This is a genomic window from Psychrobacter sp. M13, assembly GCF_030718935.1.
GTDB classification, from domain to species: Bacteria; Pseudomonadota; Gammaproteobacteria; order Pseudomonadales; family Moraxellaceae; genus Psychrobacter; species Psychrobacter immobilis_G.
In genome coordinates this window covers 1,672,069-1,698,565 of sequence record NZ_CP132194.1, presented here as the reverse complement: position 1 = coordinate 1,698,565, position 26,497 = coordinate 1,672,069, and the positions used below count along the sequence as shown (strand labels likewise).

Genomic DNA, 26,497 nt, shown 5'->3' with positions numbered 1-26,497 from the left:
GTCACAGACCAAATACTTACAACGACAGTCAATACAATAAGAATGGACTCAACATGACTAACGCGCACAATGTTACCTACGAATCTGTCTTTCAAGCTGATATCGTCACTCAGATGCAAGCGCATGGTTGGCAATTGGGTCATGCCAGCGGCTATACGGCTGAGACCGCGCTATATGAGCAAGACGTGCTCGACTTTGTACAGACCACCCAGCCACAAGAGTGGGAAAAGTTTTGCCGTACTCATCCTATCGATAGTGAGCGTCATTTCATCACCGCATTAGTTAAGCAGCTGAATAAAGCGGATGAGAATGCGACCGATAAAGCCTCGCGTACCTATGGCACCTTGGGCGTATTGCGTCATGATCTCAAGATCCGTAACGCGCGCTTCTCTCTCTGTCAGTTCAAGCCTGAGCACAACCTAAACCCCGAGACTATGGCACGCTACAAGGCTAATATCTGTAGAATTGTCCCTGAGGTCGTGTATAGCCCGCATATTAGCGTAAAAAACAGCCCAAAAGACGACACCGACGGTAAGGTCGCTAAGCGTAACCGTATTGATATTGTCCTATTCGTCAATGGCATACCTGTCACCACGATGGAGCTAAAGTCGGAGTTTAAGCAGTCGGTTGATAATGCGATTAGCCAGTATAAGAAGACCCGCCTGCCAAAAGACCCTGCTACAGGTAAGCCTGAGCCGCTACTGACGTTTAAGCGCGGTGCACTGGTACATTTCGCCGTCAGTCAGTATGAGGTCTATATGACTACTAGGCTGGCAGGCGAGAACACCTACTTTTTACCGTTTAACAAGGGCACAGCCAGTGGCGGCGCGGGTAATGACGTACCGACAGATAGCAGCCGTTATGCCACCGACTACCTATGGAATGACGTATTGACGCCTGATAACTTGCTGGCGATCCTTGGGCACTTTATGCACCTGCAAATAGAGGAAGAAGAGGACGTCATCGGACTCAAATCCAAGCGCGAGACCATGATGTTTCCGCGTTATCACCAGTGGGATGTGGTGACCAAGTTAGTCGATGCCGCCATTGATGAGGGCACGGGTGAAAAATACCTGATTCAGCACAGCGCAGGATCAGGCAAGTCCAACTCTATCGCATGGACGGCGCATCAACTCTCAACGCTTTATAATGAGCAAGGCGATAAGCAATTTCATTCGGTCATCGTTATCACTGATCGCACGATACTCGATGACCAACTGCAAGATACCATCTATCAGTTTGAACATGCCGATGGCGTCGTTGGTAAGATCAATAGAAATGAAAGTGACGGCTCAAAGTCTGAGCAGCTCGCTAATGCGCTAGTCAACGCGCAACCGATCATCATTGTTACTATTCAAACCTTTCCGTTTGTTCTCAAAGCGATTGAAGACTCAAGCGTGCTCAAGTCGCGCCGTTATGCCATCATTGCCGATGAAGCGCACTCGTCACAGACAGGATCTACCGCGCGCCAGCTCAAAGAAGTACTGGTCTCAGGTGAGATAAAAAAGAGCGAGGATAGCGCGTTATCTGATGAAGATGTCATCAATCAGACAATGGAGGCCAATCTTGCCGCGCGCCGTAGTAGTCCCAACCTGAGTTATTACGCCTTTACCGCCACGCCCAAGCCTAAAACCATTGAGCTATTTGGGCGATTGCCCAATCCTGACTTGCCCGCCTCCAAACAAAACAAGCCTGAGTCTTATCATGTCTATTCGATGCGTCAAGCGATAGAGGAGGGCTTTATCTTAGATGTGCTCAAGAACTATACCAACTACAAAGTAGTCTATCAGCTCAAGCAAACCCTTAAAGCTGATGATGAGGTCGATTCGCGCCGCGCCAAGATTAAATTGAATAACTGGGTGCGCCTCCATGACCATAATATCGCACAAAAGGTCAAGGTCATCATTGAGCACTTTAATGATAACGTGAAAGGTCTGCTTGGCGGGCAAGCCAAAGCGATGGTGGTAACCGGTTCGCGTAAAGAGGCCGTACGCTATAAGATCGCTTTTGATAACTATATTGCTGATAATGGTTATCGCGGTATCAGTGCGATGGTCGCGTTCTCAGGGGAAGTTACCTTTGACGCCCATGATTTAGAAAACAGCAGTGATCCTGATAGTAGTGCGCTGGTCGGTGAGAAGTTCACTGAACATAATATGAATACTGGTCTAAAAAAACGTGACCTACGTACCGCCTTTGACAGTGATGACTATCAGGTGATGCTAGTGGCTAATAAGTTCCAGACGGGCTTTGATCAGCCTAAACTGTGCGCCATGTACGTAGATAAAAAGTTAGTCGGTGTCGATTGCGTCCAGACCTTGTCACGGCTTAATCGTACTTATAAAGGTAAAGCAGAGAGCGGCACCTTTGTGCTCGACTTCTTTAACGATCCTGATGATATTCTTGAAGCCTTTCAGCCGTACTATGAGACTGCGACCTTGGCGGATGTGTCTGACCCTGATCAAGTTTATGACCTTTACAACAAGTTAGATAGCAGCAATATTTTTACCAAAAACGAAGTTGAGCAGTTCGTTAAGGCTTTTTATAGCAAGAACAAATCTAACGCGGCTATTAGTAATATCTGTAAGCCAGCGGTTGAACGTTGGCAAAAGCAGTATCTTGAGGCGCGTACAGAAGCAAAACATGCTAAAACGATGCTTGAGGAAACTAAAACGACAGGTAATGTAGTACTGATTACCAATGCTGAGAACGACTACAAAGGCTATAAGGCTAAGCAAGACGAGCTTGAGATCTTTAAAAAGGATCTAGGCACTTTTACCCGCCAGTATGAGTTTATGTCGCAAATCGTTGACTATGACAGCAAGGATCTTGAGAAGCTCAGCTTATACGCGCGTAATCTACAGCCGCTATTACGCGAGAGCGCCAGTGATGATGACGATATTGATTTGAGTAATATCGTGATGAGTCATTACCGTGTCTCAAAGCTCTATCAGCAAGACCTCAAGCTGCAAGAGAGTAAAAGTGAGTATCAGCTGGATGCAGGCGGCGGCGCTGGTACGGCAAAGCCCAAGGACAAAAAAGAAGAGCGATTATCGCAAATCATCACTAGGCTCAACGAGATTTTTAGCACAGAAAACCTGACAGATAAGGACATGCTGAACTATGCGCATACGGTCAGTGACAAGATGTCTGAAGACGACCTGGTCATGAAGCAAATAGCTAATAATGCTAAAGCACAAGCGATGCTTGGCGGCTTTTCTAAGTCGTTAGATGATGCCATTATGAGTAGTAGTGCTGCACACGAAGAACAGATGATGCAGCTGCTCTCAGATCCTGTTAAGACTCAGAAATTTGCGCAGGTTGTCTATGATTTATTATGTGCTTAGTGAGCAAATAGTTGTTTGATGTTAAATTGAGTGATCACATATCAGCGAGTAATTGCTTATATTTGAATGTTTAAATACTGTATTACAGTTTTAGCTATCAAATATGAGCGTTTATATAGCCACTAGGGGCTTCAACACACCTTAGATAATGTAGAGATTATCTTCTATATTATTTTTCATATGTAGCAGACGAGGAGCGATATCTTCTTCTAACTTAGTACGGCTAAGCACAAAACTTGGCGCGCCGCAGTTAAAAGTTAGTAAGCCCTCAGTAGGGTGCATTATTGCAGTGGCGACGGCATTGACATCTTTTTGCCATTCACTAATCGAAAAACAATACCCATAATCTTCATAATCTTTAAAGGCTTTATCCAGTCCTCGCCTAATCTTTAACCAATCATCTTTGTACTTGCTACGAATCGCATCGAGGATGAATTCTTGCTCAGCAGGTGCCATACTGGCTAAGCAAGCTCGTCCCATGGCACTTAAATGAATGGGTAGGTATGAGCCGACGTTACGTCGCATGGTCGTAGTGCCAGACCCTTGCACGACGTTTAGATACACCATCATTAGGCGGTCACGAGTCGCCATAGCAACGGCACTATTGGCGTAATCCGCTAACGCTTCCATATAGGGCGTGACCAAATTATTGATGGAGATATTCGCCATCATGGTATAGCCAAATCCCAACACACCAGCGGCTAGCTGATATTTACTACTGTTTGCTGATTGTTTTAAATATCCTAATTTGACTAAGGTATAAGTCAGACGTGTGATCGTCCCTTTAGGCAGACCCGTCAGTTGACTTAGGTCTTGATTGCCAAGATAAGGGCGCTGCGGAGTAAAACAACGCAGTAGCTCAAGTCCACGAGCCAAAGCCGTGACAAACTGCCGGTCGTTTTTATCTCTCATCTCTGCGATAGGTTCTAACCATTCGGCATGCATTGCTGAGTTAGCATTTTTATCGGTAAGGGTGTCATTAGTCATAGGCGCTCAACTATTTCGAATCGAAATCACAAAAAATAAAGTTTTATTAGGGTCTGACAAACCCGTCAAAGCATGGATGCACTTTGACGGGTAATAAACACTTAGCTAGTGGCTGCTTTAATTAGCTAGTAGCCTCTCTAATCATATTACGGGCAATAATAATTTGCTGGATCTGCGTGGTGCCTTCATAGAGACGATACAAGCGTACATCACGATAGAAGCGCTCAATGCCATAATCAGCAATATAACCCGCACCGCCAAGAATCTGCACCGCTCTATCAGCAACCCGCCCGCACATCTCAGTGGCGAACATCTTACAACAAGAGGACTCCGTAGCGACATCTTTGCCTTCATCACGCAGACGTGAGGCATCAAGTACCATAGATTTAGCCGCGTAAATCTCCGCTTTTGAGTCCGCAAGCATCGCTTGAATCAGCTGAAAGCTTGCAATAGGCTGACCGAATTGTTTACGATCTACGGCATAATTGAGGGCATCATCTAGCATACGAGTAGCAGCGCCCGTACTAGCAGCTGCAATATGCAAGCGACCTTTATCCAGCACTTTCATCGCCGTTTTAAAGCCGACACCTTCAACACCGCCGATCAAAGCATCTGCTGGCACGACGCAATTATCGAAGATGACATCACAAGTATGCGCGCCTTTTTGCCCCATTTTTTTATCCCATTTGCCTAAAGTGATACCTGGGGTATCGCTTTCAACGATAAAGGCTGAGATACCGCCTGCGCGTTTATTCTCAGGATCGGTACGCGCCATAACTGTAAAGACGCCGGCTTCAGGTGCATTAGTGATATAGCGCTTAGTACCGTTCAGCACATAAGTATCACCATCTTTGATAGCGGTCGTTCTAAGAGACGCGGCATCTGAGCCAGCCTCAGGTTCTGTCAGACAAAACGAGCCGATAATTTCGCCACTAGCGAGCCGTGGCAGATATTTTTGTTTTTGCTCGTCAGTGCCATCAATGACTAAACCCAAAGAACCAATACCGTTATTGGTACCGATAAGCGAGCGAAAGGCAGGAGAGGTGCGACCCATCTCAAACGCGACGATAACTTCCTCTTCCATAGTGAGACCCAGTCCGCCGTATTCCTCAGGAATAGTCAGTCCAAATAGACCTAAGTCACGCATCTGTTCAATGATATCTTCTGGCAAACGATCATTTTCGGCCACCCAATCCTCTTTAGGTATCAGCTGATCATTCACAAACTGACGAACGGTATTGATGATATGGTCGAGGGTTTCTTTATCTCTAATCATGTGACTTCCTTGTCTGATGGGATTGAATATTAAAAATAGTGTGAATTACTTTGACACTTGTGACTGGCAGTACGAATAACTGATAGTACAAATGACTGTTTTACATAAATGGCTTGTATGAGCTAAATAGCATAATCTATACTAAAGCAGATTACAACAATTTCGGTTTTATAAACCGCAGTGCGGTATTTTTATAATATATAAAAAATAACTACTAAGGATAGCATCATGGAAGAGTCCATCATTACCTATGAGACGTTGGATAATGGCGTAAGTGTGATAACCCTCAATCGCCCTAAAGTTCGCAATGCTTTAAATGCCGAATTGCGCGAGCAAATGGCAGAGATTTTTGTTCAGTTAAATGACGATACGAATACCAAGGCGATTGTGTTGACTGGCGGCGATAAGGTGTTCGCGGCTGGTGCTGATATCAATGATTTTTTAACCGCAAAAACAGTCGATGTGTACTTGCGTCATAGTGAACGCTATTGGGATGCCATCACCAATTGTCGCAAGCCGATTATTGCAGCGGTCAATGGCTATGCGCTTGGCGGCGGCTGTGAGCTCGCTATGCATGCTGATATCATTGTCGCGGGCAAGTCGGCTAAGTTTGGACAACCCGAAATCAAAATCGGATTAATGCCTGGAGCAGGGGGCACGCAGCGGCTGTTTCGCTTGATTGGCAAACATAAAGCCATGAAGCTGATATTGACGGGCGACATGATAAACGCTGAAGCAGCGGATCAAATGGGGCTGGTCTCTGAGGTGGTGGAAGATGAGGCGACTATCACCCGTGCTATTGAGATTGCTGAACAACTAGCAGGTTATTCACCGATTGCTGTAGAACAAATTAAAGAAGTTGCTAATCTTGGCGTTGACATGCCTCTACAAGGCGCATTGGCTTTAGAGCGTAAAGCTTTTCAGATTTTGTTCGACACCGAAGATCAAAAAGAAGGCGCCAAAGCCTTTTTGGAAAAGCGCGATGCCAACTACAAAGGACAGTAGTCGTTGAAGGGATTAAGACACCACTAAATCATATAAAGGAATACTATGACTATCACATCATCAGATATGCAATCATTAGCCATTATTGGCACCGGTATTATGGGAATGGGTATTGCCCAAATCGCGGCTCAAGCGGGCATTCAAGTGCTGTTATTTGATGCCAAAGCGGGTGCCGCTGAGCAAGGACGCCAATCGCTTCAGGCTATGCTCGAGAAACTGGCGGCTAAAGGTAAATTTACCGATGAGCAGCTACAGGCGACTTTGACCAATCTGATCGTGATTGAAGATATAGCCAAAATTGCCGAGGTAGATATCGTCATTGAAGCGATTATCGAAAATCTAGAAATAAAACAGGTGCTGTTTAAACAGCTAGAAAGCATCGTTCCCGCCGAGACCATTTTGGCAACCAATACCTCATCGCTCGCGGTAACCGCAATTGCTTCTGGTTGTGAGCACCCAGAGCGTGTGGCAGGATTTCATTTCTTTAATCCCGTGCCGCTAATGAAAATCGTTGAGGTTATCCCTGGTATTTCTACCAAACCTTCAGTCGTCGAGACGCTCACCAGTTTAGCCAGACGCATGGGGCATTTAGGGGTTGTCGCAAAAGATACCCCAGGGTTTATTGTCAATCATGGCGGTAGAGCTTTTGGCACAGAGGCCTTAAAAATACTAGGCGAAGGCGTGGCCAGTTTTGAGGACATCGATCGTATTTTGCGTGATGGCGCAGGCTTTCGCATGGGACCATTTGAGCTACTCGATCTCACTGGTATCGATGTGTCGCACCCCGTGATGGAGTCAATTTATAACCAATACTACTTCGAGCCGCGCTATCGTCCGCATCCGTTGACTCGTCAAATGCTGGAGGGCAACAAGCTGGGTCGTAAAGTGGGTGAGGGCTTCTACCAGTATAAAAATGGTCAAAAAGTAACTATAGATACATCTAAACAGTTATCGCTTGAAGTGTCAGTTTCAAAAAAAGGGTCTGATACAGTCATTAGCTCAGTTTGGATTGGTGCGGATTTAGCGGCAGATAAACAACAGCTGGTTGATTATCTAAATGCTAAAGACATAACTATCGACGATAACGACGAACCACAATCTGACAGCTTAGTATTGCTGGCAATCTACGGTGAAGATACGACCAACGCCGCTATCCGTTATCAAGTTAACCCTCAACAAGCGGTCGCCATTGATATGTTGACGGACTTATCGCGCCACCGTACGTTGATGCCAAGTATCGTTACAGAGGATAAGTTTGTAGCGCAAGCTTATGCTTTATTTGGCAGAAATAATAAGTTTGCTACAAGCTCGGATGAAGGTTCGGATATTGCTGTCGATGCCACGCTCATTACCGAAAGCACTGGCTTTGTGGCACAGCGAGTCGTGGCGATGGTGATTAATTTAGGCTGTGATATTGCGATGCAAGGTATTGCCACACCAAAGGATATCGACAATGCCGTCAAGCTTGGATTGGGTTATCCGTATGGTCCTATCTCATGGGGAGACGAGCTTGGTGCCGAGCGAATTTTACTTATCTTAGAGCGTATTTATGGGTTAACGGGAGATCCGCGTTATCGTCCAAGCCCATGGTTACAGCGCCGTGCCAAGCTAAGCATATCACTGTTTACTCAGCAAAATAATTATTTAGGCTAATGGCTTATTAATGACTTAGCGCGCCCAAGTACAGTTACGAAATCCCATATTTTAATCAAATACACTCTCAAAACACAACAAGGAACAGTTATGTTAGACGCCTATATTTATGACGGATTAAGAAGCCCTTTTGGTCGCCATGGCGGCGCATTAGCAACCGTACGTCCTGATGACATGATCGCGACAGTGATAAAAGCTTTGATCGACAAGCACCAACTGCCCAGCGACATCTTTGATGAAGTACTGATCGGTAATACCAATCAAGCGGGTGAAGACTCACGCAATATCGCCCGCAATGCCGCATTGCTAGCAGGACTAGATGTCACAACGCCCGGTCAGACCGTCAATCGCCTATGTGCCTCAGGGCTGTCTACCGTCATCGATGCCGCCCGTAGTATTACTTGTCACGAGGGTGACATATTTTTAACGGGCGGTGTTGAGTCAATGACCCGAGCACCGTTTGTGTTTGCCAAGACCGAAACGCCATTTAGTCGTGAATTTAAAGTATTCGATACCACTATTGGCAGCCGCTTCCCCAATCCTATGTTGACTAAAGAATTTGGCAGCGATAGCATGCCGCAAACGGGCGATAATGTCGCTCGCAAATACGATATCAGCCGAGAAGAAGCAGATAAATTCGCCGCCGCCTCGCAAGCTAAATACCAAGTTGCCAAACAAGCAGGATTCTTTGACGATGAAATTACGCCAATCACAGTATCGCAAGGTAAAAAATCACCAGACAAAGCGATAACAGATGATGAGCATCCTCGCGCTAGCTCTACTGTTGAAGCGTTACAAAAACTAAAACCATTAAACGAAAATGGAGTGGTTACAGCAGGCAATGCATCAGGTATCAACGATGGCGCTGCTGCGCTGATTATTGGCTCAATACAGGCGGAGGAAAAGTTAGGCTTTAAACCTATTGCTAAGATTCTCTCATCTGGTGCTATGGGTATTGAGCCGAATATTATGGGTGTTGGCCCTGTCGAAGCCATTAAACTGGCATTAAAACGTGCTGACTTGACCCTTGATGACATGTCCATCATTGAGATTAATGAAGCCTTTGCCTCGCAAGTACTTGGTTGCTTAAAAGGTTTAGATATTGACTTTGATGATAAACGCGTCAATCCCAATGGCGGGGCAATCGCCGTCGGACATCCGCTTGGCGCATCAGGCGCAAGACTGGCGTTAAGTACGGCGCGCGAGCTACAGCGCACAGGCGAAAAATACGCGGTAGTCAGTTTATGTATTGGCATTGGGCAAGGGCTTGCCATGGTGATAGAACGAGTCTAGCGCTATTAATATCATCGCTACGACATTCTATACGAATGGCACGACGGGAGACCCAAAAGGCGTCTTTTTTACTCATTGACAGATAGTATTATAGACTCTATCGAGTACCCTAGTGTCTGCACTCAATGCCGATGGTTAAGGCGCTCGCTACACTCTAAATTTAAACGTATGCAGTCGCTGAGATATTGCCATTGTTGTCTGCTATCTTCTTGACAGCTTTGACTTCGACCTCTGTATTGTAAGTTCTGATTTTCTTGGTCATGGTAAACGTCTCATCGAGTCGCTAGTTTACCAAGTTTATCTCTAAGGTTTCTTCAGCATAGCTCATTTTCAAATCACAATACCAATCCATAAATTTACCCTGCATAAGTAAAATATTTATTCGCTTATTTGTATCAGTACCAGTAAAATGCGAGACTGTTTTCTACACGAGTTTATGAGTAACCAATGATACGTTTAACTGAAATTAAATTGCCATTAAATCATGCACCTGCAGATCTAACGACTGCTATAACGACAAAACTTAAAATTTCTGCTGAGCAAATGGCGTCATTTGTGATGTTTAAACGTGGTTATGATGCTCGTAATAAAAGGAATATCCAATTAATTTATACGCTAGATATCACACTGACCGACTCGGATTTGACCAATGATTTACTGGTTCAATTTGAGTCAGACAATCATGTTAAGGCAACACCTGACACCAGTTATAAATGTGTAGGTGAAGCGCCAGAGGATTTAACTGAGCGTCCTGTTGTTATTGGTTTTGGACCTTGTGGTTTGTTAGCAGCACTTACCCTTGCTCAAATGGGTTTTAAACCTATTATCATTGAACGCGGTAATGAAGTAAGACAACGCACCAAAGATACCTTTGGCTTTTGGCGTCAGCGTAAATTAAACACAGAATCTAACGTACAATTCGGTGAAGGCGGAGCAGGTACCTTTTCTGACGGTAAACTATATAGCCAAGTGAAAGATCCCAATCATTATGGCCGTAAAGTCATGACTGAATTTGTAAAAGCTGGTGCACCAGACGAGATTTTATTTGTTAGTAAACCGCACATAGGCACTTATAAGTTAGTCACTATGGTAGAAAAAATGCGTGCCGAGATCATAGCGCTTGGTGGGGAAGTCCGTTTTGCTACTCGCGTAGACGACTTACACATCACTGAATCAAAAGTAACTGGCGTGACACTTAATACTGGCGAAACCTTAAAAACCAACCATGTTGTTCTTGCTGTTGGTCATAGCGCCCGTGATACCTTCCAAATGATCCATGATAAAGGCGTGTATGTTGAAGCAAAGCCTTTCTCTATTGGCTTTAGGATTGAACATAAACAGTCAACCATAGACCAAGCCCGCTTTGGTGACAATGCTGGAAACGAAATACTTGGCGCTGCGGATTACAAACTGGTGCATCATTGCAAAAATGGTCGTTCTGTTTATAGCTTCTGTATGTGTCCAGGCGGAACTGTGGTTGCCGCCGCATCAGAAGAAGGTCGTGTTGTCACTAACGGCATGAGCCAATATTCAAGGAACGAGCGTAACGCTAACAGTGCTATTGTTGTAGGCATCGACCCAGAGCGAGATTACCCAAACCACCCTCTTGCTGGTATCGACTTACAAAGACAGCTAGAAACCTTAGCGTTTGAATTGGGCGGCAAAGACTACAGTGCACCAGCGCAAACCATTGGCGATTTCTTAAAAGGTAAACCAGACTCAGAATTAGGCGATGTAAAACCGTCTTACACACCAGGTATTACCTTAACCGACTTAAGCAAAGCACTGCCAGACTTTGCTGTGGATGCCATACGTGAAGCCATTCCAGCGTTTAATAAAAAAATCCAAGGATTTTCATCTGACGACGGGTTACTGACTGGCGTAGAAACCAGAACATCGTCACCAATCAGTATTAAACGCAATAAAGAATTCCAAAGCATTAATACCAAAGGATTATTCCCTGCAGGTGAAGGCGCGGGTTACGCAGGTGGTATATTATCAGCAGGGATTGATGGCATTAAAGTGGCCGAAGCTGTGGCGAAATCGATGTTGAACATAGAGTGAGAGCGGATTTGGGCAAACCACAATATTAAGACCATTACCTAGATAAAAATATGCGATCGAAAAAGCCTTTCAAGCTATGAAGTATAAAGCTTGAAAGGCTTTTTTTGTGTTTTGAGGATGATGAGTTGCTTTTGTATTTTTAATGGACTTTTAGGTTCTAAGCGCTTGAAAATAACAAGCTTTGGCTCCCAATATATTTTGTAAAAACATGAATTTTATTGACTATAATAATTTAAATAATGAAAAATATTAAATTAAAATTAACTAAAACCCCGATTTTCACATAGCCGCTGTATTCTCGTCTTAACGTGCCAGTTTTTCCTTTTTTAATAATTGTACGGCCATTTTTATAAATGCCTGTGCAGCAGGAGAGGCTTGGCGGGTACTGTGCAGTGCTAAACCAATCGTTCGTTTGTATTGCGGCGCTAGTTGTCGAACCACATAGCCATCGGTTGGCAAAGATTGAGGGAGTGCCAGTTCAGCAACGAGGGCAATGCCTTCTCCTTTTGCAACTAAGGCAATTGTCGTCATCAGTTGTGTTGTTCTGTAGCGAATATCAGGGATCAGATCCTCGGCTGCAAATAGCTTGGAAATGAGTTGCGCTGAACCAGCTTCGGTCAGAATAAAAGGAACCTGACATAAATCTTGGAGTGCGATTTCGTCTTTATTCGCCAATGAATGTGTTTTGGGAATAAGAGTAACCATTTGATCTTCAATCAATGCAAAGGTATCAAAATGCTCATCTGGCAGCACCACGAAGCCAACATCAACACGCCGCTCTTGTAACCATTGCACGACCTGTTGGTCATTTCCTTCATCAATACGCACCTCAATATTGGGAAATTGCTTACGGTAATCCTTTAAGATCTCAGGAAGTAAGCGCAAAGAGGAAGTGGGACCGAAAGAACCAATACGCAGACTACCCAGCTGCAACCCCTTAATATCAGCAGCTTCTTGGCGTATGGTCTCAGACAACCCCAGTATTTCTCGAGCGCGGGGTAGTAATCGAGTGCCAGCGACAGTCAATTCTGCCTGTGACTTATTACGCTCAATAAGGCTAACTCCTAAGTCCTCCTCGAGTTTTTTCAGTGCGTGCGAAACAGCTGACTGACTAATACCTAACTGTTGGGCTGCCAAGGTAAATCCGCACAGCTCTGCAACGACCACAAATATTTCAAGTTGGCTAAACGTCATGATCTTTTGCTCATTTTACTATGAGTTAACATTAGTGAAATACTATAGCACATATCAGGTTAACTCTTATATTGAGCGACATCATGCAACCAATTAGCAATACCTCTAACGACTTGGCTTTACCCTCTATCTGGCCAATCTATTTCAAACTTATCTTAGTCGCCTTACTGTGGGGCGGGACTTTTATCGCAGGGCGTTTACTGACGGAATCGCTTTCACCTTTAATGTCAGCGATAGGCCGCTTTGGTCTGGCAGTATTTATACTCATTTTACTCACTATAAAATTAGAAGGTAGGCTACCAAAGCTATCGCTCAGGCAGGTCGCGATCACTTTCACGCTCGGTCTTACTGGGGTATTTACCTATAATCTGTTCTTTTTTACGGCGCTCTCTGAAATGCCAGCCTCTCGTACCGCTCTATTTGTTGCATTTAATCCTATCGCGACGGCGGTACTGGTTTCCCTTTTATATCGAGAAAAAATTTCATTGCAGATGTTGCTTGGGGTCTCTTTGGCGGTATTGGGCGCACTAACCGTGATCAGTAATGGTCATCTACTTACCGTGATTCAAGACAGTGGTCAGGCTTTTGGCCGTGGTGAATTGTCAATGCTCTGCGCGGTAATCAGTTGGGCTATCTATACCGTCGTGGGACGGAAAGCGTTGCTTGGTTTATCACCTTTAGTGTCAACGACTTATGCCGCTATTTGGGGATTGCTATTGTTGTTAATGGTATGGTTGTTCAATCCAAACATGCAGGTGCTACCTGAGTTAAACTGGAAGATCGGTGCCGCTATTGGCTATTTGGCGGTATTTGGCACCGTTATTCCTTTTATTTGGTATTACCAAGGAATCAAAACGATTGGCGCGGCGCAAACGTCAGTTTTTACTAACTTTGTTCCGTTATTTGGTGTGTTGCTCGGCGCTTTGCTACTCAATGAGCAGATATCCTCTTCGATGTTACTCGGTGGCGCGCTGGTGATAACTGGAGTGGTTTTGACAAATCGGCGTTAAGAAAGTGGTGAATACCCGTATATTGAAAGAATAAGTATCAAGCAGTGACGATAATACCTTATTCAAACCCCAACTGTACGGATTTGACGACAGGGGTCAAAACGTTTAAGCAACAAAAAACCCCACAACCAAAGGGCTATGGGGTTCTTAAGCAAACTAAAAATATATTATATGGTGCGCCCACCACGCAACGACTAACTTAGCATAATCCTTTATTATTAATGGTTAAGGTAGTTAAGTATTTATTTTTAACAACAAATTTAACAACTTCTTAAGGTCTATTGATTTGCCATCCGATTGAGATTGGCTTTTATATTACCAATGACCTGATTGCATAAGTTTTTCTCAATATCATAACTGTTAATAACAGTCAAAAAATCCTCAGCAACTGATGCTACCTGATCAATAATAGCTTGTGCCTTGTTTTGCTTAATATCAGCAAGTTTAGCCAACTTTAATAAGTGAGATCGGGTAGGGTATTGAGCTTCACCAGTCACATCCATCTGATGATAACCATTCATACCTGAGTTATAAGCGAGATCATAGACAGGCGACAATGACCACCTGCCAGCCTTGTCCATCATAAAAGAGAAGTTTTTGCTATGATCGTCTTTATTATTAAAGATGACATTAAATACAGCATGTCTAAAACCCTCTTCTACAGCAACTTGCGATTGAGTCAACATACGCACGCAGCGCAAATACTGCAAATAATCTATTGAAGGAATGCGAAAGTCAATATCTAACAAACCCGCCAGTGTATGAGTATGAACGCGTTGATTGCCCATGCGGTCAAAACGCTCAACCCCAAAAGCAGCATGTTGTTCACCAATATCAAAATAATGATGCGCAGGCATGTTTAGGCCTGCTTGCTTAGCCCTATCAGCATAAAGTGACTCTAATAGACAAACGCTTTTATGCTCAGATTGGGCAGGGAACTTAATCAGCCACGGCGTTGCGGATGGCTGTTCGCTTGTTAAGTCCGTAGCAATAAACTCGGTTGCCTCATCATATAGGACAAGTGCTTTTGGTCTTGCACCTTGTGGTGAGCCGCCGATAACGATGAGCTCAGCCAGTATGTTGCTATCTTGTCCGGATAAAATCGATTGATTGGCAGCGGCCAGTTTGGCTAAAGTAAAATCATTAATATCGATATCAGCGGCCGATAAATCTTGTTGTGGCTCAAAACTAAGTGCTCCCATTGCTGAATTACCAATATAAGCGAGGCGATCTAAAACATTGATTGACGTAGCATGAGACATTGTTTTTCGAAAGAATCTATCCATTAGCAGCATTCCCCAACCATCAGGCAAGCTGTCTGATAATAATCCGCATAAGTAATGGCTTGACGCATGAGCACCATAGTAAGGTTCTGATCGTAATGGCATCTCAATTGGTGACAGCTCCAGTCCATCAGCCAGCCACGCCGCATCATAGCCAAAGGTAGGGCGTCGTCCATCCATCGTTAATTTACCGATAAGACGTTTGTCTCCGAATCCTTGGTAGTAAATATTGACAATTGATATCGGTTGATACATTGAAATGGCTACCTTATATCAGCTTTTGTTTGAGGCGCGCAAGCGTGGATTTTGTTTAGCGATAACATCTTCTATATTGGTAGGTACTACATCAAATAATTCAGAAAAGTGATTTACCATGCCAAGAGCCATAGCGAGCCTGATTATATTGTCTAGTGTACCGCCCTGACCAGACTCAATACGAGCAACAGTACTGATGCCAGTACCAGCCTTATCTGCTAAAGCGGCTTGCGTTAAGTTTAGTGCCAGTCGCTGCGTTTTTAAGCGTTCACCTAAAATCTCGGAAATCTCACTTGGCGTATAAAAATCAAATCTTATGTTCATAATATAATAAATCATATAAGAGTGTTAAAATACTATTTTAGCACTTAGTCGTTCAAATATGAATGCTTGTTTTTCTGAAATAAATAATTAACAAAAAATATTTGTAATCAAACCCCGATATTAATAGCGTCCCCTAAGAAAATTCAATTTCATACCCCCGCCCTCTACACTATATAAATAATAGCATATAGAGCTTTTCCAGTTTGTCAGAGTAAGATTGTTCCATGGCATATGCAAATATTGATGATATTTTAAAAACCATAATCTAGTATCGATTTGAATGTTGAACATAGCTCGACTATAAAATTGACTACATCAGTGTATTTATACGGACTCTAATGCTTGCTGGCAAGCTTCAGCTAAATAAGGGTCAACCGTATCTTGTTTTAGTAGCCACTTCAGATATCCAGCCCCATCTGAATGGGTAGCCAAATCTGCAATAGCCTCACCTTTATGCTTGCCAAAACTTAAATGCGTGGGTACACGTGCCATCTGGCTAAATTCATATAGGCTCTTCAAATCACTTATTTCATGACCCTGACTATTAGCCAAGTCAATCAAACTACCAAGCATCAGCTCAGCAAAGTAAATATCGGCAATGGCAGCATGAGCATCTCTTGCTTGAGCACGCGCTATATCTCGTTGAAAATGATAGAGGAGGGATACTAGCTTATGACTTTCCAGCATAGGAAGAAGGAAGTTAGCCATTGCATTGGTGCATATCAACTTAGGTGTATGAGTCACACCCGCATTTTAAGAACTGTCATATCAAAATCGATATTATGACCAATTAAGTAATCAACACTGTTAGGCATGACCTATGCTGTCAAATCTGTAGACATTGACTTGGGAGATTTTAGTTACGCAGCTTGACGATAAAAATCAAACCACACCTGTCTTGGCGTTTTATAGCCCAAACCCTTTTGGATTCTAGTTTCACTGCGAGCATAGCTCTTGCCTTGCGTCGCTGCAAAGCAGTCCTTTGCTGATCGCTCCTCATTATACTCAAGCTCAATATATTTAATGATGTCATTAATAGCTTCGAATCTCATTTTATAATCCTGATGATACACTAACTCATTTTTCAATATGCCCCAGAAACTCTCTATCGGAGCATTATCAAAGCAATTACCACGTCTGGACATTGAACCCTTAAATTTATGCTTCTTAATGATCTTATGATAGTCATAACTACAGTACTGACTGCCTCTATCAGAATGCACAATCCGCCGTTGGTTGGGTCGTTTGTTCTTGATGGCCATATTGAGTGCACGGCAAACTAAATCTGCTGTCATACGCTTGTGGATAGCATAGCCGACCAGCTCTTTAGTGTAGAGGTCTTTAACACCTGCTAAGTATAGCCAACCCTCATCTGTCCATATGTAAGTGATGTCACTAACCCAAGCTTCGTTAGGACGACTGGTATCAAATTTTTGATCGAGCAGGTTTGGATAAATAAACTTGTTATGGTTTGAGTTGGTGGTAACTTTAAAACGCTTGTGACGACGGCAAACAATGCCGTATTCTTCTTTAATGCGTCTTACCATGTATTGACTGATATGATGGCCTTGCTCTGCAAGATGAGCATGCAATCGCTCACAGCCATAGCGCTGCTTAGTTTCATCATGAGCCACGCGAACCAGCAGCTCACACTGGTTGCGGTGGATCTGCTGATTACTAACACCACGATTTATCCAGTTATAATAGCTTGATGGCTTGACATCTAATACGTGACACATACAAGTGATGCTAAATATTTTCTGGTTATCCTTGATAAAGACGTACCTCATCAACTGTCACTGCGGGCATAGCCCTTCGTCTTGCGTCACTAAAACAGTCTCCCAGACTGTTTCTTAACGTTCCTCATTGGCGAAGTACGCCGTGGCCTCATTCGAGCATAGCTCTCATCTTGCGTCCGGGCGAAGCAGTGCTTCGCTTTATCCTTCCTCATTTAGAATATCTCTCTCTTCCTGAGCAACTTTGAGATCACGTTTAAGACGTTTATTCTCTTCTAGTATAGCCATGAGCTCAGGATCATATTCTTTAGTACCAATAAGCTGGCCTTTATCAGCTTTGTTTTGCCAGTTAGATAATGTCTGCATGGCGATGCCAAGCTGCTTTGCAGTCGCTGAAACATTGTCCTTATTATCTGCTATCTTTTTAACGGCTTCAGCTTTGAATGCTGCACTATAGGTTCTGATTTTCTTAGTCATGATAAACTCCTCATTGAGTCGTTAGTTTACCAAGTTTGGTTCTACAGTTTTTTCAGCATAGCTCATGCCTGCTGTAGTGTAATTACTGGGTATTTACCTAAAGTGAGTGACTGCTGTTTCCCTTGCCAGCGATAAGCGCTGATCCAAACTTTGTTCCCTGTATGTCTTACCCATAGTTGAAGACCATCGCCATCACTATGTTTGTCAGGGCGGCTAGGGGTGCATTTTTCGCTTGGGGTTAGTTTGTTGATAATAGTATGAGTTAATGGCATGTTGGCATATCTCCGCGTTGGTATAATCTATACCAACAAATATACCAATATTCTATATGGTTCGCCACATACCAAGATATTCGTAAAACTTACAAAACCCCATAAAAAAAGGCTTGTCGCATCGCTGCGAACAAGCCTGAATCAATATATGGTGGGCCCAGTAGGACTTGAACCTACGACCAAAGGATTATGAGTCCTTGTCCTTACAACAACAATACAAAACACTTATCAATAAATATTACTGCTAGCCCTTTATTTTTATAGGTTTAAGGTGAGAGAAGACTTTATCTGTCAACAAATAGGTATATCCATCAACAAATACAGAGTATCAAAATAGTATCAAAGTTAATAGTATTAGCAGCTCTTTGAAAGATAAGAATCTACAGATGAAACTCTTTAATGATTAGTAATAAAGGATATATCTTTCGTTCAACGTATGGAGAAAGTTAGTAGCTAGCTGGCTTTTTTATAGAACTTATATCTCCAAGAAAATTTATGTAAAAATATTTACTCAATCTGAAATACAACTCTTCGGTTTAGTGCGTGTGCAGACTCGCTATTAGCTGTATCAATAAGTTCACTTTCACCCATTCCTAATGAGATAAGCCTCGCATATAAGCTTGGTATTTTTTCTTGGATATAGTTACTAACCGTTCGTGCTCGTCGTTCGGATAAGTGCTGGTTATATAGGTTTGTACCTTTGCTATCTGTATGTCCTATAACTTTAATTTGCTCAATAGAGTCGCTATTACCATTTAACGCATTAATAATTTGGTTAAGTGTATCTTTGCTGGCAAGGGTTAGCGATGATGAGTCGCTTGAAAACTTAATATCCATATCTATTTGCACGCTTGATGATGATGTATCGTCATCAATGCCAATAACAGCTAAATTTCTATTGCTAGGTTCATCTGCTTTGTTTAGCCCTATCTTTAATTCTTCTACAGTTATCGGTACTTCTGTTAACTGCTGTTTATTTTTTCTATACAGAGCTTGATAAGATTGTTCAGATGCCATATCCCAAGTCATCCCATTTGCTTTTAATAACTGGATCTTACGGGCGTATTGATTGACAGTTAATCGCTCTGCCTTACTATTATAAGCGTACATTAAGCGCATAAAGATATTTGCTTGTTTAGCTTGAGAGTCACTAATTGAGCGATTTAGAGTTCTAGAATAGATGTTGATAGCATAATCTAGTTGCTGGTTTTCAAAATAAGCATCACCTAGTTCAAGTAACATCTCATAAGTTGCCGAGCATGCTGTAGTAGCCTGCTGTAAGAGCTCAAGCTTGTGTGTAATATCAGATGCTGAAATAGCCATATTGTATTGTTCAATGGCTTTAGCATCATTGCAGCTTTCCGCTTGAGAGTTAGGAGAGATGGCTAAGAAAGTACAGCCAAATACAATAGCACTAAATTTATTTAAAGGTTTGCTCACTTTCAAAATGCACTGATTATTCATAATGTTTCTCTACATTATTTTAGTTATATTACTATCTTAACTTTCATTAGGAAGGGTTTGAATATTTAATTTACGCATAGCGGTCGCTTTACTTTCAATGATGCTGCTAAGTTTCTTTATTTCCGGAGTATTCATTGTAGAGTTGCTGCCCGAAAATAAATTAGACATCTCATTTAGTTCTGTATGGGTTAATGGTGAAGATAAAGTAATGAAAACAATTTGATCTAGTCCAAATGGGGCCTTGACGGGTATTTTCTCTTTTTCCGGTATTGTTTTCGGTAGGTTGACTACTATCATTTGATTTTCTGTAGAGTTTGTAGGATACAAAATATTGATGTCTCCTTGACTGTTTATATTAAAAGCAAGTAATGCACTAGGTCGGTCAACACTAACAGCAAGCTGAATATCTTCACCTTCTTTAAAAACGTTGCCTGCCACTTCTGGCAGTGCATTAACACGTAGATTTGCTATGCTCGGAATTTTGGCTATATGAGATCTTAGCCAGTACTCAGTATCTATGCGATTTTTAAGCTGTTGGTTGTTTCCTTTGTCTAATATATTGGTTCCATTACCAGCCGATAACTGCCATTGATTGTTTTGACCAGTTACTACAAAGTCTATTAAACCGCTGTTTTGTGATACAAATAAGCTGTTATCTACTATTTGATTAAAAACGTCTAAGTTATTTGTTTTTATTTTGAGAAGATCATTGCTTGATCGTTGTCTCATTACATTACTGTTAAGTCCAAATAGGGGACGATTCATCAGGTTATGGGCATTTGAGTTGGTTAAAAGTGGTTGGAAGTGTGGGGTTTGTAGTACCTCTTTAGCTATAGGATAATTAACAATATGAGACTTCATCGTGTTCTCTAGGTCTGCGTAACTGATGATGCCGTCTTCGCCACCAGCATCAATATCACCATCTAAGATGCGTATTAATAAATCCGAGAATAAACCATGAGGCTTGTTATCAAACGTGGTGTGTGGGTTGTTATTTAAAAACGGTATATTAAGATCTAAAGCGGGCTGTGCTTTGCTAGAGGCCGCAATTGTCACTGTATTTTGATAAGGATATTCATCGTCATTAAATTCAGATGTATTCGAGGTTGATGATACGCTCAATTTTTGAGGTGTTGCTTTATTGAACGGTAGTAAGCGATTAGGCAGCGCATTTTCTGTAGTTATACCTCTAAAGCCATGCTCAGAAAAACAAGCATCTATGATCCCTGTAATACGACGATTTTTTTCTAATTTTTGAATGATAGGTTTGATGTGGTATTGACCAGTAATAAAGTTGTTTTTAACCGCTCCTAAGACGTCTTCTTTGTCTAGTGCAGCTAGGATCTTTTGACTATCGTACTCATAAGGAACAAATGCACCTGAGTTACTGGACAGCCCATTTTTAAAGCTGTCACTACCGCCTTCTTCATCGAATATGCTAGTACCGTGTCCGCTTAAATAAATAAGTATTTCATCGTTTGCCTCTGTTCGCTGTTCTAAATTATTTAAGGCATTGATGATTCCTTGTTGGGTGGCTTGAGAATCAATCAAGGTAACAATGTTCTCAGGTTTAAATTGCCAGTTTTTAATTAATACACTCTGTAATGCTTTTACATCGTTCTTAGGACCGTCAAGATCGTTCTTTTCTAAGTATTTATAATCACTCACTCCAATAAGTAAAGCGACATTCTTCGCATAAGTTATTGAAGTAGTTGATAATAAAGAGGCTATGAGTATAGTTTTTATAATATTCTTAAAGTTATTGATCATGATACACCTATATTTATTAGACGATACTTAGGCAGTGATAAGTCTCTCAACTTTAAATACAACCTAGCTGATAAATCAGCAGTTATAACGTGGATTTGTCATCTGTCACTAGCGCATCCATTTCACGCACTGCGCCTGTAAACATCACTTCATCTGCGTGACGAATCATAAATACAAAAGGGCGATTTACTTTAACCGTTAGTGGTAAAGATAAACTTTTAGATACCATGATCGAACTTAAGGCTGCCGCTTTAGCCCCTGTTTCGTTCCAAGTGATGACAGACTGATGAATCAGCTTAGGATTTTTTAGTACTTTTATTAACATCAAATTTGGCAACTGCCATGAGTTGATTTCCGGAGCAATTTCATTTAGATCTATGATGTTTCCTTGCAAGTTAAGCTTGGGTAGTAATAATCTTGCTTTTTTCTCCACACTCTCTTCTAGCAACGCTGCTAATGTGTCACTGTCTGGAATAGCAGTGCTTTTATCTTTAGGGGTTAAAAATAGCTGTAGCATACTACCATCCTCAAAGGAGATTCCTACGTACTCCCAGCCTTCATACTTTGAGTACAACAGTTCAAGCTCTTGAACCATAGTTGGCACCATTTGCGTTTTACCTGAAGCTGTAATAAACGATGAAAGCTTAGTATCATCTGTCTCGAATGGTGATAACCAGTTCGCTTTAAAATACAACACGTTGCTTAGCACAGCATCGTTTTGTATAAACATATCTGGTTTAAACACATTATCAATCATACCGCTAGTTTGAGTGCTTACCCATCGATTGGCTTGGGTAGCAGCAGTCACAGGCTCATTGAAGTTAAGAGGTTGGGTTGTACCGTCTAAAGCAGCTTTATAAATGGTATCGTAAGCAGGACTTATGGTATAGCCTTGGTGATAAAACAATTGATTGTTATTCTGATAGCTATTAGGTAGTTTTGATAGCGGTTGATTCAGACTTAGCGGTGTCAGGTGTGATAATAGCCAACTTGGACGCTGAACTGTCATAGGCTTAGGCATAGAGAGCAGTGCTGTTTTAGCGGCTTGATCCAGACTATAAGTAGAGAACACAATGTTTTTCGTTAAGGATTTTTTGTTTAATTGCTTTAGTAAGTCTAAGTTTTGAGTAATGCTGATAGAAGGTGATGTAACCAATGAGGAATGATTTAAGCTTCGGTTATCAGTAGACTGATGACAGTCTATATTTATCATTGACGCATTATCAATGGATGCGTTTGATCTAGCAAAGTCACGTATCTTTACTGCCTGCTGGGAATTTACCTCTTCGGTATCCAAAAAAACTGCTTGTGATATAGCAGTGTTAGTAGTATTAGGATGGTTCACAGTATTTAGCACTTGGGGTTGGCAACCCACGCACATCATAAGCACGCCACCAGTAATAACATGGTAAATAAGAATTGCAGGTTTCATAAGACATCCTCCAGGCTTTTTAGCCTAAACGCATTTTTGATTCTAATGCCAAGATTAGATTTATTTTTATATTAAACGAAAGATATTGCATTTTGGGGTTAAAGTTTTTAACCCTTTTTTTTTATATTTACGTTTAAACTTAATAAGTACTGCGTAATAATTATAATTAATCACACTGTGATCGCTTGAGAGGCATAGAAATTAAATTAGAAATAAGAAAGTATTTGAGAAAACTCCGTATACACTTTTGCTTGCCATTACTTTTTTAAGTCCTGTAGCCATGACAGAGGCATCTTACAATCGTGAGCTTAAAATATAAGCGTTAAGTCATTATAAGTAGGATGGTTGTATTCAAGCATTCATCACTTACCAGTATTTTGAATCTCATAAAATTTGGAGCCAAACTATGACCCAAAATAATCAATCCAATCAGTACAAAAAAACACTACAGCATGTCACGCTTTGGGGATGTTTAGCCAATGCTCGCTATCGTCAGTTAGGTACAGTCGCAGCTATCGCCTTCACCATTGGTATGACGCCGCAAGTGAGTATGGCAAGTGACATCAACGAAGCTGAATTTTTGGTTCAATTACAAGCGGTAGAAGATGCGTTAGATTTAAGTTATTCACCACGGATAGACAAGCTTATTGAACTGAGTAAGCAAGGCAATATCGCAGCAGATATGACTCTGTATCGCTATAAACATAGAGGTAATAAGGTTGACTATACACCCAATACCACAAATGTGACGCAAGCCATTCAAATGTTAAATAGCAGTGCTGATGACCCAAAGGGGCTAGTCGGTTTATTCAAAAGTTACAATTACGCGAATGGTAATTTTAACCTAGCGAAAGATTATGCCAAAGCCATACAATGGTCTAAACAAGCGGCCAACAAAGGCAATGCCAATGCAATGGCTGGTATTGGCTATCGGTATAACAATGGAGAAGGCGTCACCCAAGACTACACCACTGCTATGGAATGGTATAAAAAAGCTGCCGATAAGGGCAATGCTGTTGCGATGTATAACCTTGGTGTTATGTATCGTGACGGACAAGGTGTCACCCAAGACTACACTACCGCTATGAATTGGTATAAAAAAGCTGCCGATAAAGGTGATGCTGATGCGATGAGAAGCATTGGTTATCTGTATCGTAACGGTCAAGGCGTCACGCAAAACTATAGCACTGCTATGGACTGGTATAAAAAAGCAGCGAACAAGGGTGATGCTTCTGCGATGCGAAATATTGGTTATCTATACAGAGAAGGAAAGGGCGTTACTCAAGACTATAGTACTGCTATGGACTGGTATAAAAAAGCGGCGGATAATGGCATTGCCTCTGCAATGAACAATATTGGTAATCTGTATTATAACGGTCAAGGTATCACTCAAAACTATACCACCGCTATGAGCTGGTATAAAAAGGCGGCGGATAATGGCAGTGCCTCTGCAATGTATAACATTGGTATTCTGTATGATGAAGGACATGGCGTTACTCAAGACTATAGTACTGCTATGGACTGGTATAAAAAAGCGGCGGATAATGGCAGTGCCTCTGCAATGTATAACATTGGTATTCTGTATGATGAAGGACATGGCGTCACTCAAGACTATACTACCGCTATGAGTTGGTACAAAAAAGCGGCGGATAAGGGTGATACGAATGCAATGGGAAACATGGGTTATTTATATAAAGAGGGAAAAGGCGTCACGCAAAACTACCGTACAGCCATGGAGTGGCTTAAAAAGGCTGCAGATAAAGGCGACTCTTTTTCGATGCAACACATTGGTAATATGTATAACGAAGGACAAGGTGTCACTCAAGACTATACTACTGCTATAGACTGGTATAAAAAAGCGGCGGGTAAGGGTGATACGAATGCAATGTATAACCTTGGTCTTATGTATGATAAAGGACAAGGTGTCGCCCAAGACGACCGTGCTGCTATAAACTGGTACACAAAAGCCGCCGATAATGGCAATCTATGGGCGATGAACAATCTTGGCGGTAAGTATAGTGAAGAAGGTATTACTCAAGACTACACCGCTGCTATGGGCTGGTATAAAAAAGCTGCCAATCAAGGCTTTTTAAATTCAATGGTTGGTCTTGGTTATATGTATAGAGAAGGCAAAGGCATGCCAAAAGACGGTGCTGCTGCCTTGGAGTGGTATAAAAAAGCTGCCGATAATGGGTATGCTCCCGCGATGAATAATATCGGTTATATGTATAAAGAAGGCAAAGGCGTACCACAAGATTACACCCTCGCCTTGCGCTGGTTTCAAAAAGCACTGTCACAGGGTGAGCTGTATGCGGTGTTTAACATTGGTGATATGTTTAATGAAGGGCTAGGCGTACCACAGGACTCAAACAAAGCGGCTCAGTTTTTTGTTGTAGCCTATGAAATATTTGCAGCAGACAACAATAAAAGCGACAGTAAAGAGGAGACTTTCATTAAAATAAAGCAAAATTTAGAAACCATGCTCGCTACCGACAAAATAACCGACCCTGCCATCCGCAAGCAAGTCGAAAGTATATTTGCCAAACCACCCCTCATTGCATGGAAGACCCAACCACCAAACACCACTAATAGCGAAACCCTATCACTCTCCGTCCTACTCACCGACCAAGGTGGCGGCATCGGTGACGTACGCGTCTTACTTGATGGTATTGCCATTGACCAAAACAGTCGTGGATTGACGCGAGCCGTCAATCAAACCACTCGTGACTTTACATTATCTATTCCACAGGGCGAGCATACTCTAACCGTAGAAGCCTATCCAGAAGAAAACGTAGGGATTACCAGTACCGTCAGTAAACAAGTTACCTCAACTTATGCCCCCATCCAAAAGCCCAAACTGCATGCCGTTATCATAGGCATTGACCAGTATAACAACCCAGATCTTAAGCTAAACTATGCGGCCAAAGATGCCAGTGCCATCTATGACGTCTTAAACAAACAAATCGGCAGTATTTATGACAAAGGCAATATCAGCCTACTAAACACTGCTAGCACCACCTCTAAAGACATCATCATCAGTAAGATCAATCAAATCAAACAGACTGCCAAAATGAATGATGTGTTTGTCTTCTACGTCGCCGCGCATGGTTATAACTACCCAGATACTGGCTATCATCTATTTACCTCTGATGTGGGTGCTACTTCCAGCAGACAAGTGACCAAAACAGGTATCAATGCAAATGACTTGCAGGGAATGCTCGCACAAGTGAACACCAATAAGAAGCTTATCTTGCTAGACACTTGTGATAGTGGCGGCTCAATCGATGCAGGGCAACTGCTCATCTCAAGAGGACTCGATGATCAGGATGTGATAGATACAATGCAGCGTAAGTCAGGGGCGACAGTCATTATGGCAAGTACCGACAAACAAAAGGCACTCGAGGGTTATCAGGGTCATGGGGTGTTTACTTATGGACTATTGCAAGCCTTTAATGGTGCTGGTGATATGAATAAGGATGGATATATGAAGACAGGGGAGCTGTCAAACTATATTGAGGATGAGATACCAACCATTGCACAAAGGGCGTTTAGTCAACCACAGTATCCGACTTCAAGTATGATAGGCAATGGCTTTGAGTTTAAGGTGTTTTAGTAACTCAAGAATAAAGGAATAAAACCTTGTTAAACAGAGACC

Annotated in this window: 17 protein-coding genes and 1 pseudogene; 7 read left to right on the top strand and 11 right to left on the bottom strand. The window is 42.2% G+C overall.

The window, feature by feature from the left end; translation table 11 throughout:
- The first annotated feature begins 53 nt into the window (after positions 1-53).
- Positions 54-3,347 (top strand): type I restriction endonuclease subunit R, encoded by a 3,294-nt coding sequence (locus Q9G97_RS07080; RefSeq protein ID WP_305898224.1) that lies wholly within the window; start codon positions 54-56, stop codon positions 3,345-3,347.
- Positions 3,348-3,488: 141 nt separating this feature from the next.
- Here Q9G97_RS07080 and Q9G97_RS07075 read toward each other — a convergent pair whose 3' ends face one another.
- Both Q9G97_RS07075 and Q9G97_RS07070 read right to left on the bottom strand, forming a co-directional pair.
- Complete coding sequence (locus Q9G97_RS07075) at positions 3,489-4,334, bottom strand: IclR family transcriptional regulator (RefSeq protein ID WP_371747862.1); 846 nt, start codon at positions 4,332-4,334, stop codon at positions 3,489-3,491.
- Between the two features lie 121 nt (positions 4,335-4,455).
- Complete coding sequence (locus Q9G97_RS07070) at positions 4,456-5,610, bottom strand: acyl-CoA dehydrogenase family protein (protein WP_305898223.1); 1,155 nt, start codon at positions 5,608-5,610, stop codon at positions 4,456-4,458.
- A gap of 228 nt (positions 5,611-5,838) precedes the next feature.
- Here Q9G97_RS07070 and Q9G97_RS07065 point away from each other — a divergent pair, with 228 nt between their 5' ends.
- From Q9G97_RS07065 to Q9G97_RS07050, 4 genes are all read left to right on the top strand, one after another.
- Positions 5,839-6,615, top strand: coding sequence for an enoyl-CoA hydratase (locus Q9G97_RS07065; RefSeq protein WP_305898222.1), 777 nt, complete (start codon positions 5,839-5,841; stop codon positions 6,613-6,615).
- A 45-nt stretch (positions 6,616-6,660) separates the two neighbouring features.
- On the top strand, positions 6,661-8,268 hold the full coding sequence (locus Q9G97_RS07060) for a 3-hydroxyacyl-CoA dehydrogenase (protein ID WP_305898221.1): 1,608 nt from the start codon (positions 6,661-6,663) through the stop codon (positions 8,266-8,268).
- A gap of 90 nt (positions 8,269-8,358) precedes the next feature.
- Positions 8,359-9,561 carry a 3-oxoadipyl-CoA thiolase gene (locus tag Q9G97_RS07055; protein WP_305898220.1) on the top strand — a complete coding sequence of 401 codons (1,203 nt, stop codon included), beginning with the start codon at positions 8,359-8,361 and terminating at the stop codon, positions 9,559-9,561.
- Positions 9,562-10,008: 447 nt separating this feature from the next.
- The gene (locus Q9G97_RS07050) at positions 10,009-11,625 is read left to right on the top strand and encodes an NAD(P)/FAD-dependent oxidoreductase (RefSeq protein WP_305898219.1); all 1,617 of its coding nucleotides are present in this window, start codon (positions 10,009-10,011) and stop codon (positions 11,623-11,625) included.
- Positions 11,626-11,928: 303 nt separating this feature from the next.
- On the opposite strand, the gene Q9G97_RS07045 is transcribed toward Q9G97_RS07050, so the two are convergent.
- Positions 11,929-12,819 (bottom strand): LysR family transcriptional regulator, encoded by an 891-nt coding sequence (locus Q9G97_RS07045; protein WP_305898218.1) that lies wholly within the window; start codon positions 12,817-12,819, stop codon positions 11,929-11,931.
- Positions 12,820-12,902: 83 nt separating this feature from the next.
- On the opposite strand from Q9G97_RS07045, the gene Q9G97_RS07040 reads away from it, so the two are divergent.
- The gene (locus Q9G97_RS07040) at positions 12,903-13,829 is read left to right on the top strand and encodes a DMT family transporter (protein WP_305898217.1); all 927 of its coding nucleotides are present in this window, start codon (positions 12,903-12,905) and stop codon (positions 13,827-13,829) included.
- Positions 13,830-14,107: 278 nt separating this feature from the next.
- Here Q9G97_RS07040 and Q9G97_RS07035 read toward each other — a convergent pair whose 3' ends face one another.
- From Q9G97_RS07035 to Q9G97_RS06995, 8 genes and pseudogenes are all read right to left on the bottom strand, one after another.
- Entirely contained in the window at positions 14,108-15,367 is a 1,260-nt protein-coding gene (locus Q9G97_RS07035; protein ID WP_305898216.1) for a type II toxin-antitoxin system HipA family toxin, read from the bottom strand.
- An 18-nt stretch (positions 15,368-15,385) separates the two neighbouring features.
- Complete coding sequence (locus tag Q9G97_RS07030) at positions 15,386-15,691, bottom strand: helix-turn-helix domain-containing protein (RefSeq protein ID WP_201608378.1); 306 nt, start codon at positions 15,689-15,691, stop codon at positions 15,386-15,388.
- A gap of 324 nt (positions 15,692-16,015) precedes the next feature.
- On the bottom strand, positions 16,016-16,399 hold the full coding sequence (locus tag Q9G97_RS07025) for a hypothetical protein (RefSeq protein WP_305898215.1): 384 nt from the start codon (positions 16,397-16,399) through the stop codon (positions 16,016-16,018).
- Between the two features lie 152 nt (positions 16,400-16,551).
- Positions 16,552-17,904 (bottom strand): annotated as a pseudogene (locus tag Q9G97_RS07020) (IS3 family transposase).
- 62 nt (positions 17,905-17,966) lie between these two features.
- A complete protein-coding gene (locus Q9G97_RS07010; protein ID WP_305898214.1) occupies positions 17,967-18,176 on the bottom strand; it encodes an Arm DNA-binding domain-containing protein in 210 nt (69 codons plus the stop codon).
- Between the two features lie 507 nt (positions 18,177-18,683).
- Positions 18,684-19,640, bottom strand: a complete 957-nt coding sequence (locus Q9G97_RS07005) for an OmpA family protein (protein WP_305898213.1) — start codon at positions 19,638-19,640, stop codon at positions 18,684-18,686.
- A gap of 36 nt (positions 19,641-19,676) precedes the next feature.
- Positions 19,677-21,410, bottom strand: a complete 1,734-nt coding sequence (locus tag Q9G97_RS07000; protein ID WP_305898212.1) for a caspase family protein — start codon at positions 21,408-21,410, stop codon at positions 19,677-19,679.
- 82 nt (positions 21,411-21,492) lie between these two features.
- Entirely contained in the window at positions 21,493-22,842 is a 1,350-nt protein-coding gene (locus Q9G97_RS06995; protein ID WP_305898211.1) for a serpin family protein, read from the bottom strand.
- Between the two features lie 406 nt (positions 22,843-23,248).
- Between Q9G97_RS06995 and Q9G97_RS06990 the strand changes: the two genes are divergently transcribed.
- Positions 23,249-26,455, top strand: coding sequence for a caspase family protein (locus tag Q9G97_RS06990; protein WP_305898210.1), 3,207 nt, complete (start codon positions 23,249-23,251; stop codon positions 26,453-26,455).
- Positions 26,456-26,497: the final 42 nt, after the last annotated feature.

What these genes read in the sequence shown, in the direction of transcription:
- Q9G97_RS07080 (WP_305898224.1), top strand. Translation starts at nt 54, where the DNA reads ATGACTAACGCGCACAATGTTACCTACGAATCTGTCTTTCAAGCTGAT.
- Q9G97_RS07075 (WP_371747862.1), bottom strand. Translation starts at nt 4,334, where the DNA reads ATGACTAATGACACCCTTACCGATAAAAATGCTAACTCAGCAATGCAT.
- Q9G97_RS07070 (WP_305898223.1), bottom strand. Translation starts at nt 5,610, where the DNA reads ATGATTAGAGATAAAGAAACCCTCGACCATATCATCAATACCGTTCGT.
- Q9G97_RS07065 (WP_305898222.1), top strand. Translation starts at nt 5,839, where the DNA reads ATGGAAGAGTCCATCATTACCTATGAGACGTTGGATAATGGCGTAAGT.
- Q9G97_RS07060 (WP_305898221.1), top strand. Translation starts at nt 6,661, where the DNA reads ATGACTATCACATCATCAGATATGCAATCATTAGCCATTATTGGCACC.
- Q9G97_RS07055 (WP_305898220.1), top strand. Translation starts at nt 8,359, where the DNA reads ATGTTAGACGCCTATATTTATGACGGATTAAGAAGCCCTTTTGGTCGC.
- Q9G97_RS07050 (WP_305898219.1), top strand. Translation starts at nt 10,009, where the DNA reads ATGATACGTTTAACTGAAATTAAATTGCCATTAAATCATGCACCTGCA.
- Q9G97_RS07045 (WP_305898218.1), bottom strand. Translation starts at nt 12,819, where the DNA reads ATGACGTTTAGCCAACTTGAAATATTTGTGGTCGTTGCAGAGCTGTGC.
- Q9G97_RS07040 (WP_305898217.1), top strand. Translation starts at nt 12,903, where the DNA reads ATGCAACCAATTAGCAATACCTCTAACGACTTGGCTTTACCCTCTATC.
- Q9G97_RS07035 (WP_305898216.1), bottom strand. Translation starts at nt 15,367, where the DNA reads ATGTATCAACCGATATCAATTGTCAATATTTACTACCAAGGATTCGGA.
- Q9G97_RS07030 (WP_201608378.1), bottom strand. Translation starts at nt 15,691, where the DNA reads ATGAACATAAGATTTGATTTTTATACGCCAAGTGAGATTTCCGAGATT.
- Q9G97_RS07025 (WP_305898215.1), bottom strand. Translation starts at nt 16,399, where the DNA reads ATGGCTAACTTCCTTCTTCCTATGCTGGAAAGTCATAAGCTAGTATCC.
- Q9G97_RS07010 (WP_305898214.1), bottom strand. Translation starts at nt 18,176, where the DNA reads ATGCCATTAACTCATACTATTATCAACAAACTAACCCCAAGCGAAAAA.
- Q9G97_RS07005 (WP_305898213.1), bottom strand. Translation starts at nt 19,640, where the DNA reads ATGAATAATCAGTGCATTTTGAAAGTGAGCAAACCTTTAAATAAATTT.
- Q9G97_RS07000 (WP_305898212.1), bottom strand. Translation starts at nt 21,410, where the DNA reads ATGATCAATAACTTTAAGAATATTATAAAAACTATACTCATAGCCTCT.
- Q9G97_RS06995 (WP_305898211.1), bottom strand. Translation starts at nt 22,842, where the DNA reads ATGAAACCTGCAATTCTTATTTACCATGTTATTACTGGTGGCGTGCTT.
- Q9G97_RS06990 (WP_305898210.1), top strand. Translation starts at nt 23,249, where the DNA reads ATGACCCAAAATAATCAATCCAATCAGTACAAAAAAACACTACAGCAT.